Source organism: Veillonella parvula (assembly GCF_032575955.1).
Classification (GTDB): domain Bacteria; phylum Bacillota; class Negativicutes; order Veillonellales; family Veillonellaceae; genus Veillonella; species Veillonella parvula_J.
Map to the genome: position 1 here is coordinate 488951 of NZ_JAWFXN010000001.1, position 18033 is coordinate 506983.

The following is an 18033-nucleotide window of genomic DNA, read 5'->3' on the forward strand; positions in this document are numbered from 1 at the left end:
TCGGTTATACCTATGAGGGAAGACTATGTCTGATTTATTGATTACTCATGTAGACGTCCTCACCGATGAGGGTGTTCTAAAAAATCATGCTATTGAAATTGAAAATGGCTATATTACAGATATTTTAAACGACAGTGAAACTGAAACGGCAAAAGACTCTGCTAAGGAAGTACTAGATGGTAAAGGCCAATTGGCTGCGCCAGGTCTTGTAAATACACATACCCATATTGCGATGGGCCTTTTTAGAAACTATGCAGATGATCTTGAGCTTATGGAATGGCTTGAAACTGCTATTTGGCCAACAGAAGCAAAATTAAATGATGATTATGTACGTTACGGCACACAACTTGGCATTGCTGAAATGCTACGCACTGGTACCACAACTTTTAGCGACATGTATTTCTTTATGAATACTACAGCTGAGGTGGTAAAAGAAACTGGCATTCGATCTGTATTATCTCGTGGATTAGCAGGTGTTTCTCCAACAGCAGATCAAGCATTAGTTGAAAATGCTGACTTATTCCGCACTTGGAATGGCTTTGATAATGACCGCATCAAAGTGTTGCTTGGACCACATGCTCCATATACCTGTCCCGATGCTTACATGGAAAAGGTTATCGCCTTATCTCATGAATTAAATTGTGGCATTCACATGCACTTGTCCGAAACAAAAGGAGAAGTGGAGAATGTTATGAAAGCTACTGGTAAAACTCCTATCGCTCATATGCATGAATTAGGTCTATTCTGGAATACTACATTGGCCGCACACTGTGTTCATGTTACAGATGAAGATATGGCTATTATGGCTGAAAATAATGTAGCAGTAGCACATAATCCACAATCTAACCTTAAATTAGCCAGTGGTATTGCGCCAGTGCCTGAAATGATTGCCAAAGGTATCACTGTTGGTCTTGGTACAGATGGCTCCGCTTCTAATAATAATGCTGATATGCTTGAAGAAGTACGTCTTGCAGCAACATTACATAAAGCACGTCTTTATGATCCAAAGTCTATTCCTGCTCAAGCAGCATGGAACATGGGCACTGTAGAAGGTGCAAAGGCGTTGGGATATACAGATCTTGGAGTACTAGCTAAAGGCTATCGTGCAGATATCGTGTTATATGACGTATCTGGTATGCACTGGATGCCTCGTTACAATGATTTAGCAGCTCTTGTATACTCTGCTAATAGCTCCGATGTAAATACTACAATCGTAGGCGGTAAAGTTCTTATGAAAGACAAAGAATTGCTTACTATTGATGAAGAAAAACTTCGCGCAGAAATCACTAAGGCTCAAGCGTTTTTCAGCAACTAATATATTAGAAAATAACTATATCTGTAATTGATTAACTTCTTGTTGTCTATTGTAGTACTATTTAGGTTTGTATTCATATAATATAAGTTTGTATGCGAGGTACTGCTATGCTAAAAAGAATACTTCAATACCTTTCACTCTGTATCGTGCTAGTTAGTTTATTTATATTAGCTGGTTGTAGTAGTAATAGTGCGTCTTCTCAGTCTAAAGGACCTGAAGGGAAATGGATTGCTTACTCAGGCTATACCGTTCAAAATGTAGTAAGTGCTGTAGACACACCAATTTTTATCCTAAATGTAAAGGCTCGTAACGATAGTAAGACGATTTATACAGTAGATATGAAAGCCTATAACTATCAATATACAACACCTGAAAAGAGGCCTGTTATTGAATCTACCCAAATGGTAGGGGATATAAAGGAAGCTCGTCTAAATTATATTACGGCCCTTACACTTGTAATGAGTGCTAATGATATAGTAGGTAATTCAGAGAGCTCAAATCCAAATACAATCAAGATGGATATTAGGGATATACCAAATACTGATCTTATTTATGATTCAAAAACAGATACTATTAAATTTTCGGATCAAACTTTTAAACGTGTGAGCGATACGAATAATTTACAAACATTGGCTGATGCGTATAAGAAGGATCTTCAAATAGCCTCTAATAAATATTTAGAAGAGGTTGGTAATGCAGCCAACCCTAAAACAAAATTTATAACAACCTATAGCTTTGACGACTCTATCATCAAAGACAATAAGAAATAATAAATAAAAGAAAACTCACTCATTTTATGATATGTTCCTTTACTAAATAACTAATAAAGGGGTACATATTATATGGAGTGGGTTTATTTTATAATGTTTTACTATAAATACTATTTTATTACTTTCACCAAGAACATTGGTACAGGAATATAAAATTCATCTTCTTCGCTGTAAATACGAGGGCCTACTGTGGGATCAATTGATACAGAGCTAGCACCTAATTTAGTGAGCAGTTCTTTATCCCATTCTGGTCGTGTATAAGAAGAAATCTCGAGCATATGATAAATGGTGTGACATCGTTCTTTTAATTCCTTACTAACATGTTCGTGAGCATGATGAACGGATTGCGGTAAATCATGGTGATTACGAGCATGTTCCGCATCATAATTGAGAATTAAACCACCTGAGCGAATAACGCGTAACCATTCGGCATAGGCTTTATCTGGATGAGGTAAGTTCCACGTCACATTACGAGCTACAACGATATCAAAGGTATTAGTATCAAAGCTAAGATTTTCTGCATCCATTACGGAGAAAGTTGCATCACAATCTAGCGACTGTGCTAGTTGATTCGCTTCATCTATCATATTGGGCGTAATATCAATGCCATGCACTGTATGACCTAGTTGAGATAGGATGATGCTGAAAAATCCAGCTCCACAACCAATATCTAATATACGTAAAGATCTATCAGAATCAAATATATGACTTGTTAATTCGTCTATCCATAATTTTAGTTTTGGACTTTCCAATTCTTTAGCGCGTAAAGCACCAAAATCTTTAGCCCGATCTGTCCAATAGGATGTAATAAAGTCTTTATCATCCTTCATAGGGTGATTGCGTTCAAAAATATCGTTCATATTTTACTTCTCCTCATATTCTATAGTATTTATAGTATCATAAAATAATAACGAACTATACAGCAAAAATCACATTAATTCCATAAATACTAACTATGAGGTATGATATAATACTTCTATGTTTTATTTTAAGGAAAGGGCAGGGCTATGATATTACAGACTGGACAACGTACAGATATTCCTGCTTTTTATGGACAATGGCTAATCAATCGTGTCCGTGAAGGGTTTGTAGATGTTCGTAATCCATATAATCCGCTACAGGTGACTCGGTATCCTATTAATCAAGAGGTAATAGATGGCATTGCATTTTGTACTAAGAATCCTTTACCATTTATTCCACTACTAAATGAAATTGTTGACTACAGACAATACTGGCATATGACAATAACGCCTTATGGAACTGATATTGAGCCCTATGTACCACCTTATGCTTCTGTTATAGAGGGATTTAAACACATATCCAAACTGCTTACTCCACAATCTATGGTATGGCGCTATGATCCTATCATTTTAACCAATGAGTATACAATAGATTTTCATTTTGAAAGCTTTTATATAATGGCCAAGTCCCTTAAAGATTATACAGATACTGTTGTTGTAAGCTTTTTAGATATATTTGATAGGGTGGCTCAGAATTTTCCAGAAGGATATAGACCAAGTTTAGATGTTCAAACGAAGATCATTAAAGAATTTGTTTCCATAGCTCATTCCAATCATATGAGTCTTAAAACCTGTGGAGAAGGGGGTATCTTTAAAGAACTTGGTGCTGATACAGCGGGGTGTCTTACCTTAGATTGTTATGAAAGAGCCTGGAATATAAAATTAAAAGCACCAAAACGAACTCCAGCGAGACCAGAATGTAATTGTTATTTACATGGTGATATTGGTGCTTACGATAGCTGTAGCCACTTTTGTCGTTATTGTTATGCTAATACTAATCAAGCAGCAGTTCGATATAATCGTTTACATCATGATCCAAATGCTAGCTTACTTATTGGAAGACTTTCAAAAAGAGAAATTATCAAAGAAAGTACGGAGAAGAGCTGGATTGTAGAGGAAACTATAACACAAGATAGCTTATTTTAAGCAAAATTACTAGAAATTACTAAATTAAATGAATTGACTTACCGTGTAAAATAGATACCAAAGGGGTTGTCAAGAAGGAATCTCAGGAATATAAGAGAGTGTAAATGTATTTTTGTTTAGTTTAAAAGGAGGTGCATTTATGATAACGTATAAGAAAGATAGTAAAGATAATTTACAATCATCTGACTCATCTATGCCTGTGTTAGCAATGTGTTACGACTTTGATAAGACATTAACCCCTGACGATATGCAGGCACAAGGTTTCATTCAATCGGTAGGCTATAACGAAGAGCAAATCAAACAATTTTGGCATGAATCAAATCAATTGGCTAAAAAACATGATATGGATAATAACTTAGCCTATATGTACAAAATGATTCAAGAAGCAGTAGGCCATTTTTATGTAACAAAAGATAAGCTCATGGAATACGGCAATCAAGTAGAATTATATGATGGAGTACGGACTTGGTTTGAACGAATTCGCCAATATGGCTTAGAACAGGGCGTGAAGATTGAACATTACATTATTTCATCTGGCTTAAAAGAGATGATTGAAGGCACGGAAATGGCAAAAGAAGGGGCTTTTACCAAAATTTATGCCAGTGCATTTATGTTTGATGATAAAGGCGTGGCTGTTTGGCCTGCACAAGCCATTAACTATACGAATAAAACACAGTTTTTGTTCCGTATTCAAAAAGGGATACTCGATATTAATGATACTGGTGTTAATGATTACATTAAGCCTGAAAATCAACGAGTCCCATTCCGTAACATGATTTATATTGGGGATAGCGATACAGATATTCCTTGTATGAGTCTTGTGAACGCTAATGGGGGTCATTCTATAGGTGTATATGATCCATTTAAGAAAGATAAAGAAAAGGTATATAAGATGATGCGTCATCATCGTATCCGTTATTATGCACCTGCAGACTATACAAATGGTTCTAAACTAGATACATTAGTAAAGCAAATTATACGTAAAACCGCAGCCTACGAAGTATTAGAAGGCGAATATATTCATTGTAAATACGAAGCCGAGGAGTAATATGGAACAATCTAAATTAACTAGCGAATGGATTCAAATCTTTAACCGATTAGGTTCTGAAGGTAAATTAAAACCTACTGTACCATATCATGATTTATTTAACCAAAAAGAGTTAAAAGGATTTCCGTTACATACATTACCCATGTGGACGGTAAACTTCCCAACAGGGCATATTACATGTTGTGATCCTTTAGTTTCATTGCCGAGTAAGCCTGATACGTATCTTAGAACGGTAGAGCCAGGCACATATCTATTAGAGACTAAGATTATCGAAATGGAACCAAATGAATATCGTTATGTAGCTAGTCGAGTTGTTTTTAGCGGTAATGAGCCTGTATATTACGAATTAGCATTAAAAGGGACTGAAGACTTAACCGATTTAGATGATGGGGATACCTATATTGGATTTCCTGTAGATTCGGGTTTAGCCACAATAGTAGATGCACAAACTATTGAGACATATAACAAATTTTATGAACAATGGCATATAAACTACCCTGAAAAAAATATTTACGATGATTATTATAGTGATTTATTCCAATTGAATGCTATGGCATATCCACAATACCAACGTTCTAAAGGTGATTGGATTAACTTTACAATTCCTGATACAGAATTGACCGTACCGATGATTCAATCAGGCTTTGGAGATGGTTTATATCCAGTATACTGGGCATTTGATAAAGATGGTCAGATCTGCCAAATTATTATGGAATACATTGATTGTAGCGAAGCATATGAATAATGTATTGAATATAGTTAAGGAAATAATTATATATAACTTAATATATATAAATAAGGCGCTTAGATAACTAAGCGCCTTTTAATATGATCGTATTATATTTTGAGATTTAAATACCAAAACTCCAGTTTACTAATACGCGAATAATACTTAAACCAAGAATAATTTCAGCAAGAAATCTTAAAGAACTCTCCATGCCATTACCTAAATGTTTTAAACCGCCAATTTTGGCTTTACTTACAATATCACACCAGCACATATAATTCCTCCATAATAGTATGAGTAAATTAGATAATTTATATTACTATTTTACAATCTAATTCTAAAAATTTCAATATACAGTATTGGTTTAATAGTAAGTTTTTATTAGACAGTTATAATATGTAAGCGTATATAAAGGAATCGTTTAATTAAAAGAGTTAAATATGGTATTATAAAATTAATTATTATTGTGTTGTATAATATTATGGAGAGATATATGAGAAAATTTATATTAGGATTAGCTATAGCATTGGCTGCATGTAATATAACATCTGCAAAAGAATATATTACATTAGAATCCCCAACTGGTAATACTATCGTCGATGAAAAAGGGACTTGGATACTTGGTCCTTATGATAATTTACATGTAGAATATATAGACGAATATAATAATAAATACGTATATGGATCATTTTATGAAAATGGACAAAAGCGGTATGTAAACTTAGTTGAATTAGCCTATTTACCAGCAGGCTATGAATATCAATTTGATTATGATTTGGCTAAGGCATTGACTAATGGAGGGTTTAAACTAGTTAATTCCAATGGTACCTATGCTATTAATGATGTAGTAAATCAATATAGTACGATAAATGAAAATTTAATATTGGGAAAGAAAGGTGACTATTGGTATCTATATAATAAAACTAATGGTGTTCAAATTATGGGAAATCCTATAAAGGATGGTTGGGATAATATTGAATTTTACTGGTCAAAAAATGACAAGAAAAATTTATTTGAAATACATACTGCGGATGATTATATTAAATTTGTTACTGAAGAGGGCATTTTACTGACTGAAAATGAAGCACTAAATCTTATTCATACACATGACTATGAAAAGTCAACAACAGGGGCTGGACAAGGGACGAATGGATATTCAGATGAAAGTCTATATAGTAGAAAACCATCAGATACTTATCAATTATTTACTCAAGTAGATAAAAAAGGAAATACTTTGTATGGATTGAGAACGAGTGAGAATGAAATAGTAATTCCTGCGAAATATAAATCTATACAACATCTAGGTAAAGAATTTTCTTATTTTATTGTATCTAATGAAAAAAATAAGTATGGTATTATTGATTCCTTAAATCAAACTGTAGTTGCAATGAACTATGATTCTTATGAAAGATTAAGTGATCGTAGTTTTGTATTAAAGGATTCGATTGGAAGCCATATATTTAATGCTGAGACGGGTGTTTTATTTGATGTGGTGTATGATAGTATAGATACATCTAAGCCTAATTATGTATTAAATAAAGTTACGACAGCAACTTATGATAAGACAAAATATGTGATTGCCACAAATTCAGGTTATAAACTATTCGAATTACCACATTTTGATGACGATATAACCTCATTTTATAAAGACTTATTTGTTTATAAGTCTGATAGTAAATATGGTCTAATGGATTATAAAGGCCATATAGTCGTTGAACCTAAATTTGATAAGATCACCATAGATGAACCATTATTAGCTGCATATATTAAAAAAATAGAATCCGTTGATAAATAATGAGTATGTATCTGGTTATTTTTAGAAGTAACTTACATAAACTAGCTTATAGGAATATAGGCTAGTTTTCTTTTGATATTAAATTACTTCCGATAACGATATATTATCGGAAGTAATTTAATATCAAAAATTGGGCCTAAATGGCCCAATCCCTTGTGTTATATAGTTTTTTGCTTATTTACGTTTAAATGTGTATGGTTCATATTCTACATCATTATGGCGGTTAGTCCACCAGTTCCAGCCGATTCTTGCTAACTTCCAAGCAATGAATCCTACGATGATTCCTAATACTAAACCTGTTAATACATCTGTTGGATAATGTGCAAATAAGTAAACTCTAGAGAATGCTACTACTATTGAACCTAACAATGCTAAAATCCCTAAATATCGCTTCTGAGGTGCTATTTGGCCTAAGCCTAGGTAAATAGTCATGGCTGATGCGAATGAACCAAAGCTATGACCTGATGGGAATGAATAGCTTGTAGCTTTTGGTAGTGCAGATTCCAACGGTACCGTTACATTTGGAAAATCAACAAATGGTCTTAATCTAGCTACATTTGGTTTTAAACCTTGGTCGCCAATTATAAAAACAAATCCTAAAGCAATAATAATTGCCACGCCTAAAACACGGTATTTTTTTTGTAGCATTAATAATAATGCTATAATAATCCATAATGCGCCATTGCTTGTAATTTTTGAAATAAATGCCATAATTGGTGTTAAAAAACTATATACAAAATGTTCATGTACATAGAAGATTAAAGAGTGATCAAATTGTAAAATTGTGTCCATAAATTCCTCTTCTATTCTACTTTTACCTAAATGATAATTATTGAGAATATCTTATTATACTTTTTTATTTTAATAATTAATCTATACTAATTTATTTACGTATATAATAATTTCTCATTTACAGCCCAAATAATAGCCTAAACTATTTATATACAATGGTCAATAGTTTAGGCTATATTTCATAAAAGCTATAGTTATGATTTCTTTTTATCTGTTTTCTTAGGCGATGCTTCAGGTGTTGCAGGCATTATAATAATCGTATCTACAGGGTCATATACAGACTCAAAGGAATCAGTTTGAGTAACCCAGTTACCATATGTAATGGTTCTATACGTATTCATTTTTAAGCCTACATGGCCCTCTTGTACCTCTTTTTCTTTTAAAGATGGATCTACCTTAGTTATTGTTTTATTTGGAATCTCACTATAATCGCCTACAGAGATAGATACATTTTTTGGTTTATCTTGAGCTGTACCTATAATGTAAATAGTTAACGTACCATTATTCATAACACTTAAGATATAAATAGAATGTTGGTACGGATTTCTAAACTTAAAGTCTAAATAGCCCCAAGCTACCGTAGCATCTCTACCAGCTTGAATATATCCAACTGGTTCAAAATGAGGTGTACGTTCAACAATATTCATACCAGATAATAAAGCTGTATTAAAAATAGTAGAACTTACTTGGCAAATACCGCCACCAATGCCTGGAACTAATTTGCCATCAATCATAACAGGCGCATCATCATAGCCAGCTTCTGCAGTACGTTCGCCTACTACATCGTTAAAGGAGAATTGTGCACCGGGCTTAATGAGTGTACCATTTATCTTATCAGAAGCTAATTGGATATTATGTGTTCTGCTTTCATTACTTGGATTATACTCCGTTGTGAAAGATGCTAATACAGTATTTAAAGGTTTTAGATCAGTATCAGTAACTTTTACCGTATTCTGCGTAGTAAATACCATAGAAAGAGAATTTATACTATCGCTAATCTGTAGATCATCTTTTAGCTTTTTCAAGGTAGCATCGATATCAATACGTTTGCCTTCTTTTGACGGATGTATTACTACTTGTCCATTTTCAACAGTAAGATAGGCATCATGACCAGGTGTATCTATTGTTTTTGCTAACTCAGTGAGATATGTTTTACCCTTTACTTCGTCTAACTTATATTGTGGTTTAAAATGATGACCATAAAATAAACCATTAAATCTATGTGACAATACTGTCCACATATCATCCTCATAGCCGTATGCGGAAATAGCTTTTACCATAGCCTCTGTATCGAATTGAATACCTAAATCATGATATGTGGCTTGTTGTTTTTTATTATTTCCCATATCGATAGATATAGTCTGAGGTATCTTATCATTCACCTCTTGTAAACGTGCTTGTAATTCGTTCTTTGGTGTATTTGATAGATCTGTATCATTATAATATACACCATAAGAAATATTTTCTGTTGGAATGTATGAGCAACCACTTGTACCCAAAAGAACAAGTACTGTTCCTACTAATATGTATTTCTTCGTCATGTATTCGTAAACGCTCCCGAATAAGTTATTATATTCTCTAATTATAGCATATAATGATCTAATCTATGGTACAATTATATTGATATTTTATGGGTAAGGGTGAATTATGTCAGAGTCTAAGAAACAACAAAAGCATTTTTATTTGCGCAATAATGATGCGCTTATGAATAGTACAAAGTTGTCTATGAAAGCAAAACAAAGCATATTGTTATCTAAGGCTGAGAATACTATTGATGCTTACGAATCGGATTGGGACGATTTCGTAGATTGGTGTACTTATCAAAAGGTATCTTATTTTCCAGCTACACCAGAAACAATAGTAAATTATATTAACGATCTAGCAGATTATGCAAAGGCAAATACAATTTCACGTCGTATTAGTGCTATATCTGAAAATTTTAATGCTTCTGGCCAAAGAGATAATCCATGTATGGCTCCTATCGTTAAACAGGCCTTACGTGGTATTAGACGATTAAAAGGAACATTCCAACAAGGAAAAACCCCAGTTTTGTTAGAAGATATTGAAGATATTATAGACTGTATGACTAAGCTAGATGTGCCGGAACTTCAATTATTGCGCGATAAAGCTATTCTTTTGATTGGCTTTATGGGTGCTTTCCGGCGCAGTGAGATTGCAGCTATTACAGTAGAAAATCTTCAATTTTCACCACAAGGTGTTGAAATCTTTGTAGCATCCTCTAAGGCCGATCAAGAAGGTCAAGGTGCAGTGGTAGCTATCCCACATTTATCTGGTTCTCCGTTAGATGCAGTACGAGCCTTACAACAATGGTTACGTGCTTCTGGTATTACTGAGGGACCTATATTTAGAGGGTTTACAAAAAATATGTCTTTACGTAAAACAGCTATATCCGATAAGATGATTGCAGAAATCGTAAAAAAATATATTTCTCTTATTGGTCTAGATCCGACTATGTATGGCGCTCATAGTTTACGTCATGGCTTTGCAACGACTGCAGCAGCTTATGGTGTTGAGGAGCGTAATATTATGCGACAAACACGTCATCATAGTGTAAATATGGTTCGTCGTTATATCAATGAAGCAAATAAGTTTGTAGATAATCCTATCTCTACAATTTTTGAAAAGCGATTTAGATAACAATCATAAATCAGTTGATTTAAACAATAACTATAAATCGTTTAATAACATACATTAGATAACAAAAAGCAGCTATCTCTGTTAGAGTAGCTGCTTTTTTGCGTGGGATTAACCCATATATATTTAGTTTTGAGCCATATAGTCCAAAGCTCTAACTGGACTATTAGATTTATTTGCTGGTACTTTCAAAACGGTACCAGGTACAAGCGCTCCGGAATCACTAATATTGTTAAGTTCCTTCATAGCATATACCATTTCACGAACATCCATATCTTTATGAGCTGTACGTGCTGCAATATCCCACATTGTATCGCCTGCTTGAACCTTTACTTCACGTACATTATTATGTGTATTTACCTCTGTTACAGAATTTGACATATTATAACCCAATAATACTGTTAAACACATTCCTAACATCATCAATATATTTTTCATCTCATACCTCACATTTACATCGAACATAATATCTGAGAACATTTGTTTGTTTACATGTTTATAATAGCACACGAACGAATGTTCGGTCAAGTGTTTAAGAACAAATGTTTGCAAAAACTTTCAAAATTTCCTATAATAGGGATATAAGTTAAGTAAATATCTTATATTTTTATTATATAGTACATTATGTGGTAATTTTTACGCATATATATTGACATTAATCTGACATTAGATTGACTTTGGAGGTTTATCGTGAGACGCCCTGCTACAGATATCAATACAAAACAGCGCCGTATATTAGAATTTATAAAAGATTCATTACATAATGAATATCGTTGTCCTACAGTTCGTGAAATCTGTACACATGTAGGGCTAAGTTCTACTTCCACCGTTCAATCTCACTTAAATACTTTAGAAAAATTTGGTTATATTAAACGTGATCCCAATAAAAATCGTGCTATTACTGTATTAGAAGATACTAAACCTTCTATTTCAGTAGCCGGTAATGAAACGTCTAGCTCTGATAACTTTGAGTTTTTAGGGGCTGGACTTAAACAAGTACCTCTTATCGGCACTGTACAAGCAGGTATGCCTATTACTGCAGTAGAAAACCTAGAGTCCACGCTTACATTGCCAGTTCAATTGACTGGTGATTCCGATTGTTTCTTGCTTCGTGTTCAAGGCGAATCTATGATGAATATCGGTATGTATGAAGGTGATATGCTCATCGTGCGCCATCAAAATACTGCTAATAACGGTGATGTTGTTGTTGCTCGCATTGATGATGAGGCTACCGTAAAACGTTTTTATAAAGAAAATGGTCATATTCGTTTACAACCTGAAAATGATGATTTTGCTCCAATCATTGTAGATGATTGTCATATTGAGGGCCTTGTAATCGGTCTTGTACGAGATAGAATATAAGCAACAAAAAAAAACGGCAACATATTGTTGCCGTTTTTTTGTTGCATGTATAAAGTTTATTTTTAATGTAAACTATTTTCTCTCCGTAGAGTAGCAAAAATAGCACCTGATATATTATGCCATACACTAAAAATAGCCCCTACTAGCGTTGCTAATGGATTTAATGCAAAATTTGTTGCTGCCAATGTTACGGCTAAACCACTATTTTGCATTCCTACCTCTATTGCTAGCGCTGTAGTTTTATCATATCTTAATTTAAGCAGTGCTCCTACACCTAATCCTAGTAGTAGACCTAGTATATTATGTATACCAACAACAATAAGTGTTTCAAGCCCAGAAATCAATAGTTTCTCTTTGTTAATAGCAATAATGGCTGCTATTAACAGTATAATAGCAATCATTGAGAAGATTGGACTAATGCTGGTTAAAGTATTGATATGTGATTTACATACATATTGGATTACTGCGCCCAATAAGATTGGCACAATAATAACTTTTACCATGGTAATCATCATAGGTAGTACTTGAACATCTACCCATGCGCCACCGATATATAAGATTAATAATGGTGTAACTATGGGAGCTATTAATGTTGAAGTAATTGTCATTCCTACAGATAAAGGGACATCACCATTGGCAATATAGGTTATAACATTACTGGCTGTCCCACCGGGACAACAACCTACTAATATTACACCAATAACAATATCTGGTGATAATGTGAATATATGGCAAATTCCCCAAGCTAATAGAGGCATTATCGTATATTGTGCAAGTACACCAATACAAATATCTTTTGGATGCCTAAGGATACTACATAAGCTTTCAAACTTAATAGTAAGCCCCATTCCAAACATGGCTATACCAAGTAAAAAAGGTGTATAAGCGATTGCCCAAGTAAAGTATTCTGGTACTATATAGGCAATACATGAAAAGCCTAGGATTATAAAAATCAAGTATTTGGAAAGGACGTTATTGAGTGTAAGTAAATGATTCATAACTTCTCTCCTTAATTTGGATCGTATGAGAAGTTATCAATAAGTCGTGTAGGGCCAATATATATGGCCATAGCCACTAATACTGGAGCAGTAACCTCTTGTATAGGTTGCATAGTCTTAGCATCAACAACTGAAATATAATCTATTTTAGCAAGTGGTTCGGTTTGTATAGTGTCTGTCATAGTATCAATGATACATTTAGCAGAGCAACCATATTGTATAGTTTGTTTTCCCAATTGAATAGCTTTATACAATATGGTTGCAGCTTTCCGTTCTTCACTAGACAAATATGTATTACGAGAAGATTTTGCTAAACCATCTTTTTCACGAACAATGGGAACACCAATAATATTGACAGGAAAATTTAAATCAAAGACCATTTTACGTATAATGGCTAATTGCTGTGCATCTTTTTCACCAAAATACGCATTTGTTGGTTGAGTAATATTAAAGAATTTTGCCACCACAGTGCAAACGCCTTTAAAGTGAATTGGTCTGCGAATACCACACAATGTATCAGATAAATCCGCAATGTTTACAAATGCCTTTTTATCTTGGTACATTTCCTCCGGATTTGGAGCAAAAATAAGATCGACACCATGTGATTCACATAACTTTTTATCGCTATTAATATCACGAGGGTAAGTACTTAAGTCTTCATTTTCTCCAAATTGAATAGGATTTACAAATATAGAGACAATGACCTTATCGTTATTTTTTCTAGCTTGATCTATTAATGCAGCATGTCCTTCATGTAAGAATCCCATGGTTGGTACATAACCAATTGTGTAACCTTCTTTTCTCCAGCTATTTACTGTATTCCGTACATTTTCGATAGTTGTAATAAATTCCATTATATTCCTCCGTTATATTGTAAATACGAAGATAGTCTCCTATACAGTCTACTGTAATTCGATCAATGACAATTATTTTTGATCAACTAATAAACCATGTTTCTCATAGTTTTTTATATGACTTATCTTGTTATTGTTATCTACAAATACAACGAGAGGCTTATAGCCCTCAACTTCGCTTTCATCAAGCTGTGCATAACACATGATAATTATCTTATCATGTACTTGTACATGTCGTGCGGCAGCACCATTTAAACATATAACACCACTACCTGCTTCTCCGGCAATAGTATATGTACTAAAACGCGCTCCATTATTGATGTTTACAATTTGAACTTGTTCATATTCTCGTATTCCGGATGCATTCAATAAATCAGTATCAATCGTAATGCTCCCTACATAATCAAGTTCTGCTTGTGTCACAGTAGCTCTGTGAATCTTACCTTTTAACATTGTTAGTATCATGCTAAACTCCTTGTGTTTTAAATGTACCCGCCATATTGGTCGGTTCGAACTTTCACAATTTGTCTGTTTATCATGAATTAACAGTAGACTAGAGTATAGTTAAAAATACTATCTCCAGAGAAATTATACCATAATTATAAATTTTTACATTAAAATACAATTAATATAATACAAATAATGTCACTCTAATCAAAAATAACAGTAAGATTGTAGTATAAAATAAAAACCAGTAGCTACAATGTAGTTACTGGTTTTTATTTTATACTGATATTTTATTTTAGATATTCTGCTAATGCTTTATCAATATATGCTGCTTCATCAGCCGTCGGTTCACACATTGGTAAATTAAATTTTCCCACAGGTAAGCCAATTTTACGGGCTGCATATTTGACAGGAATCGGATTTGTGGTGATGAACATTGCTTTTATGATTTCTGATAAGGCTTGATGAATACGAATCGCTTCGTGGTTATGACCAGATTCATAAGCTTGAATCATAGCATTCATATCTTTGCCTGCTACATGAGATACTACAGATACGACTCCACATCCTCCAACGGATAACATCGGTAATGTAAGGCCATCGTCCCCACTATATACCATGAAATCATCTCCAGGCATTAAGCGCTTAATTTCAGAAGCAATCATTAAATTACCACTTGCCTCTTTGATAGCACAAATATGTGGATATTCGTTATGTAGTTGAACTAAGGTAGTTGGGAAAATACCTGTCCCCACACGACTTGGTACATTATACACCATAATTGGCAATGTAGTAGCTTCTGCAATAGTTTTAAAATGCAAATATTGACCTTGTTGGTTAGGTTTATTGTAATAAGGTACTACAACTAGCAAACCATCGATACCATCGATTTTAGAGACTTCCTTTACAAAGTCTGCAGAAGCTTTTGTATCGTTACTGCCTACATTGGCAATAATCGAACCTTTATGTCCACATTCTTTTGCAATCGCATTAAATAGAGCTAATTTTTCGTCTCTAGACATAGTTGGGTTTTCACCCGTTGTACCACAAACTACAAGACCATCAGAGCCATTATCTAACAGATAATTGGCGATATCTATACAATTTTCAATATTTACAGATCCATCACTATTAAAGGATGTCACCATAGCTGTTAACACTCGACCAAAGGTTTTCATATATATCCTCCCCTTGATAGATTAAAATGCTTGTTTTTCCACCAAGTACTCAGCAATTTGCAACGCATTAAGAGCTGCACCTTTACGAATTTGGTCCCCTACAATCCAGAAGTTCATACCGTTGTCATTGTATAAGTCTTTACGAATACGACCTATTTCACAGTCGTTTTGATTAGATGTATACAATGGCATAGGGTAAATTTGTTCAGCAGGATTATCTTTAACTTGTAAACCAGGGAATTTTTCACATGCCGCCTTGAAAGCCTCTACAGATACAGGTTCTGCTGTTTCTACCAAGACAGATTCAGAATGAGAGCGATATACAGGAACACGAACTGTAGTTGGAACTACTTGAATAGTTTCGTCATGAAGAATTTTTTGCGTTTCGTAAACCATCTTCATTTCTTCTTTAGTATAATCATTTTCTAAGAACACATCAATTTGTGGCAATAAGTTGAATGCTACAGGATAGTGTTTAGGAGCAGAGCCAGTTGGCAACAGATTTGCTGTCATTTCTTCGCCTGCAGTATATTGTTTTACTTGATTTTCAAGTTCTTCAATACCTTCTTTACCTGCCCCAGATACAGCTTGGTATGTACTTACAACTACACGTTTAATTGGAGAGAGATCATGAAGAGGTTTTAATCCTAAACTCATGATAATTGTAGAGCAGTTAGGATTTGCAATGATACCTTTATGTTTCAAAATATCTTCTGGGTTAACTTCTGGTACTACGAGTGGAACTTCAGGATCCATACGGAATGCACTAGAGTTATCGATTACAATTGCACCGCGTTTAGCGGCTTCAGGCGCTAATGTTTTAGATATAGAGCCACCTGCAAATAGCGCAATATCAATATTATCAAAAGATTCAGGTTTTGCTTCTTCTACAATATATGTTTTACCATTCACAGTAAGTTCTGTACCTGCAGAACGAGCGGAAGCTAATAGTTTTAAGTTTTCATAAGGAAAGTTACGTTCTTCAATAAGTGTAATAAATTCAGCACCTACTGCACCAGTAGCACCTAGAATAGCAACATTAGGTTTTTTCATTGATACATCTCCTTGCACAAAAATTATAAATAATGTTCTAAACCGTATGTTAAGCCAGTTTTAGAACTAATTTTTTTACATGCTAATACTACGCCTGGCATAAAAGATAAACGGCTTAAGCTATCATGACGTATGGTTAATGTTTCATTATAACCACCAAATAATACTTCTTGATGAGCCACATAACCTGGAAGGCGTACACTATGAATTGTTACATCGTCAACCTTAGCACCACGAGCACCTGGTAAGCTTTCACGAGTCAAATCCTCATCAGCAGTTACCTTAGCAACTTGTTTAGCATCGTTAATCAATTTAGCTGTTAAAATAGCTGTGCCAGAAGGCGCATCGTATTTGTGATTATGATGTAATTCTATAATTTCTACATTAGGGAAATATGGAGCGAGCTCTGCAGACACTTTCATCATCATTACCGCCCCAAGAGAAAAGTTTGGCGCCACTAAACAATTTGCTTGATTGGAACGACCTATTGTATCAAGTTCATCGCGTTGTTCTGCGGTCAATCCTGTAGTACCGATGACAACATGGATCCCAGCAGATAACATTTTTTTCGCGTTTTCATAAATAACAGCAGGATTAGTAAAATCTACAATAACATCAGGTTTATTTGTATCTAACACCTCATCGATGGAGGCATTCATCTTGATACCTAATTGTTTGATTCCTGCTACAGAGCCTACATCTTTCCCTGCCTTAGTTGGATCAATACCACCAACTAATGTTAATTCAGGATCATTATGTACTGCTTTAACTACTTCACGACCCATTTTGCCGCCAGCGCCATTTACCATTACTCGAATCATATATACCTCCAAAAAAGCCAGTGGATGCATCCACTGGCCTTATAGATTATATAGCTATATATACTCTTACGAAAAGCTCAATGATAGCACTCCACCAATACAAGATTGATGACAGTTGTCTATCTATTAAATAGACAACCAGAACGATGAGTCGCAATCATCGAACTTCGGCAAGCATCCCTTTTATCATGGATCAATGCATGCCTACTCCTCATGATTACTCTTAATACTCGCACCTCTATCAATATATTCATTTAACACTATTAGTATAA

19 protein-coding genes and 1 riboswitch are annotated in these 18033 nt (G+C 34.2%); of the genes, 8 read left to right on the forward strand and 11 right to left on the reverse strand.

Features of this window, described 5'->3' with window-relative positions:
- Positions 1 to 25 precede the first annotated feature (25 nt).
- Together E7L28_RS02215 and E7L28_RS02220 are read left to right on the forward strand one after the other, a co-directional pair.
- Entirely contained in the window at positions 26 to 1315 is a 1290-nt protein-coding gene (locus E7L28_RS02215) for an amidohydrolase (RefSeq protein ID WP_316603717.1), read from the forward strand.
- A 107-nt stretch (positions 1316 to 1422) separates the two neighbouring features.
- On the forward strand, positions 1423 to 2085 hold the full coding sequence (locus E7L28_RS02220; RefSeq protein WP_316603718.1) for a hypothetical protein: 663 nt from the start codon (positions 1423 to 1425) through the stop codon (positions 2083 to 2085).
- A gap of 110 nt (positions 2086 to 2195) precedes the next feature.
- Here the strand turns inward: E7L28_RS02220 and E7L28_RS02225 are convergent, their stop codons facing one another.
- Positions 2196 to 2945 carry a class I SAM-dependent methyltransferase gene (locus tag E7L28_RS02225; protein WP_287520444.1) on the reverse strand — a complete coding sequence of 250 codons (750 nt, stop codon included), beginning with the start codon at positions 2943 to 2945 and terminating at the stop codon, positions 2196 to 2198.
- A gap of 147 nt (positions 2946 to 3092) precedes the next feature.
- Here E7L28_RS02225 and E7L28_RS02230 point away from each other — a divergent pair, with 147 nt between their 5' ends.
- From E7L28_RS02230 to E7L28_RS02240, 3 genes are all read left to right on the forward strand, one after another.
- A complete protein-coding gene (locus E7L28_RS02230) occupies positions 3093 to 4031 on the forward strand; it encodes a DUF1848 domain-containing protein (RefSeq protein ID WP_316603719.1) in 939 nt (312 codons plus the stop codon).
- 139 nt (positions 4032 to 4170) lie between these two features.
- Positions 4171 to 5079: an HAD family hydrolase gene (locus E7L28_RS02235; protein WP_316603720.1), complete on the forward strand. Its 909-nt coding sequence runs from the start codon at positions 4171 to 4173 to the stop codon at positions 5077 to 5079.
- A 1-nt stretch (position 5080) separates the two neighbouring features.
- Positions 5081 to 5824 carry a DUF4241 domain-containing protein gene (locus tag E7L28_RS02240; protein WP_278456877.1) on the forward strand — a complete coding sequence of 248 codons (744 nt, stop codon included), beginning with the start codon at positions 5081 to 5083 and terminating at the stop codon, positions 5822 to 5824.
- A gap of 106 nt (positions 5825 to 5930) precedes the next feature.
- Here the strand turns inward: E7L28_RS02240 and E7L28_RS02245 are convergent, their stop codons facing one another.
- Positions 5931 to 6080, reverse strand: a complete 150-nt coding sequence (locus tag E7L28_RS02245) for a hypothetical protein (RefSeq protein ID WP_278456875.1) — start codon at positions 6078 to 6080, stop codon at positions 5931 to 5933.
- A 219-nt stretch (positions 6081 to 6299) separates the two neighbouring features.
- Between E7L28_RS02245 and E7L28_RS02250 the strand changes: the two genes are divergently transcribed.
- Positions 6300 to 7601 carry a WG repeat-containing protein gene (locus E7L28_RS02250; RefSeq protein WP_278456874.1) on the forward strand — a complete coding sequence of 434 codons (1302 nt, stop codon included), beginning with the start codon at positions 6300 to 6302 and terminating at the stop codon, positions 7599 to 7601.
- Between the two features lie 174 nt (positions 7602 to 7775).
- Here the strand turns inward: E7L28_RS02250 and E7L28_RS02255 are convergent, their stop codons facing one another.
- Positions 7776 to 8393 (reverse strand): phosphatase PAP2 family protein, encoded by a 618-nt coding sequence (locus E7L28_RS02255; RefSeq protein WP_008600961.1) that lies wholly within the window; start codon positions 8391 to 8393, stop codon positions 7776 to 7778.
- A 194-nt stretch (positions 8394 to 8587) separates the two neighbouring features.
- Entirely contained in the window at positions 8588 to 9934 is a 1347-nt protein-coding gene (locus E7L28_RS02260; protein ID WP_316603722.1) for a VanW family protein, read from the reverse strand.
- Between the two features lie 106 nt (positions 9935 to 10040).
- Here E7L28_RS02260 and E7L28_RS02265 point away from each other — a divergent pair, with 106 nt between their 5' ends.
- Positions 10041 to 11051: a site-specific integrase gene (locus E7L28_RS02265; protein WP_316711420.1), complete on the forward strand. Its 1011-nt coding sequence runs from the start codon at positions 10041 to 10043 to the stop codon at positions 11049 to 11051.
- Between the two features lie 123 nt (positions 11052 to 11174).
- Here E7L28_RS02265 and E7L28_RS02270 read toward each other — a convergent pair whose 3' ends face one another.
- A complete protein-coding gene (locus E7L28_RS02270; RefSeq protein ID WP_287517688.1) occupies positions 11175 to 11486 on the reverse strand; it encodes a LysM peptidoglycan-binding domain-containing protein in 312 nt (103 codons plus the stop codon).
- Between the two features lie 252 nt (positions 11487 to 11738).
- Between E7L28_RS02270 and lexA the strand changes: the two genes are divergently transcribed.
- Positions 11739 to 12410, forward strand: a complete 672-nt coding sequence (gene lexA / locus E7L28_RS02275) for a transcriptional repressor LexA (RefSeq protein ID WP_024061662.1) — start codon at positions 11739 to 11741, stop codon at positions 12408 to 12410.
- A 62-nt stretch (positions 12411 to 12472) separates the two neighbouring features.
- On the opposite strand, the gene E7L28_RS02280 is transcribed toward lexA, so the two are convergent.
- The 6 genes from E7L28_RS02280 to dapB form a co-directional block, all read right to left on the reverse strand.
- Positions 12473 to 13408 (reverse strand): bile acid:sodium symporter family protein, encoded by a 936-nt coding sequence (locus E7L28_RS02280; protein ID WP_287517694.1) that lies wholly within the window; start codon positions 13406 to 13408, stop codon positions 12473 to 12475.
- Between the two features lie 11 nt (positions 13409 to 13419).
- Positions 13420 to 14262: a pantoate--beta-alanine ligase gene (gene panC, locus E7L28_RS02285; RefSeq protein WP_316603724.1), complete on the reverse strand. Its 843-nt coding sequence runs from the start codon at positions 14260 to 14262 to the stop codon at positions 13420 to 13422.
- Positions 14263 to 14334: 72 nt separating this feature from the next.
- Positions 14335 to 14727, reverse strand: a complete 393-nt coding sequence (gene panD / locus E7L28_RS02290) for an aspartate 1-decarboxylase (protein WP_316603725.1) — start codon at positions 14725 to 14727, stop codon at positions 14335 to 14337.
- 272 nt (positions 14728 to 14999) lie between these two features.
- Positions 15000 to 15887, reverse strand: coding sequence for a 4-hydroxy-tetrahydrodipicolinate synthase (gene dapA / locus E7L28_RS02295; RefSeq protein WP_021148152.1), 888 nt, complete (start codon positions 15885 to 15887; stop codon positions 15000 to 15002).
- Between the two features lie 21 nt (positions 15888 to 15908).
- Positions 15909 to 16940 (reverse strand): aspartate-semialdehyde dehydrogenase, encoded by a 1032-nt coding sequence (locus E7L28_RS02300; RefSeq protein WP_021148151.1) that lies wholly within the window; start codon positions 16938 to 16940, stop codon positions 15909 to 15911.
- A gap of 23 nt (positions 16941 to 16963) precedes the next feature.
- Positions 16964 to 17761 (reverse strand): 4-hydroxy-tetrahydrodipicolinate reductase, encoded by a 798-nt coding sequence (gene dapB, locus E7L28_RS02305; RefSeq protein ID WP_316691781.1) that lies wholly within the window; start codon positions 17759 to 17761, stop codon positions 16964 to 16966.
- Positions 17762 to 17837: 76 nt separating this feature from the next.
- Positions 17838 to 18010: riboswitch (Lysine riboswitch) on the reverse strand.
- Positions 18011 to 18033: the final 23 nt, after the last annotated feature.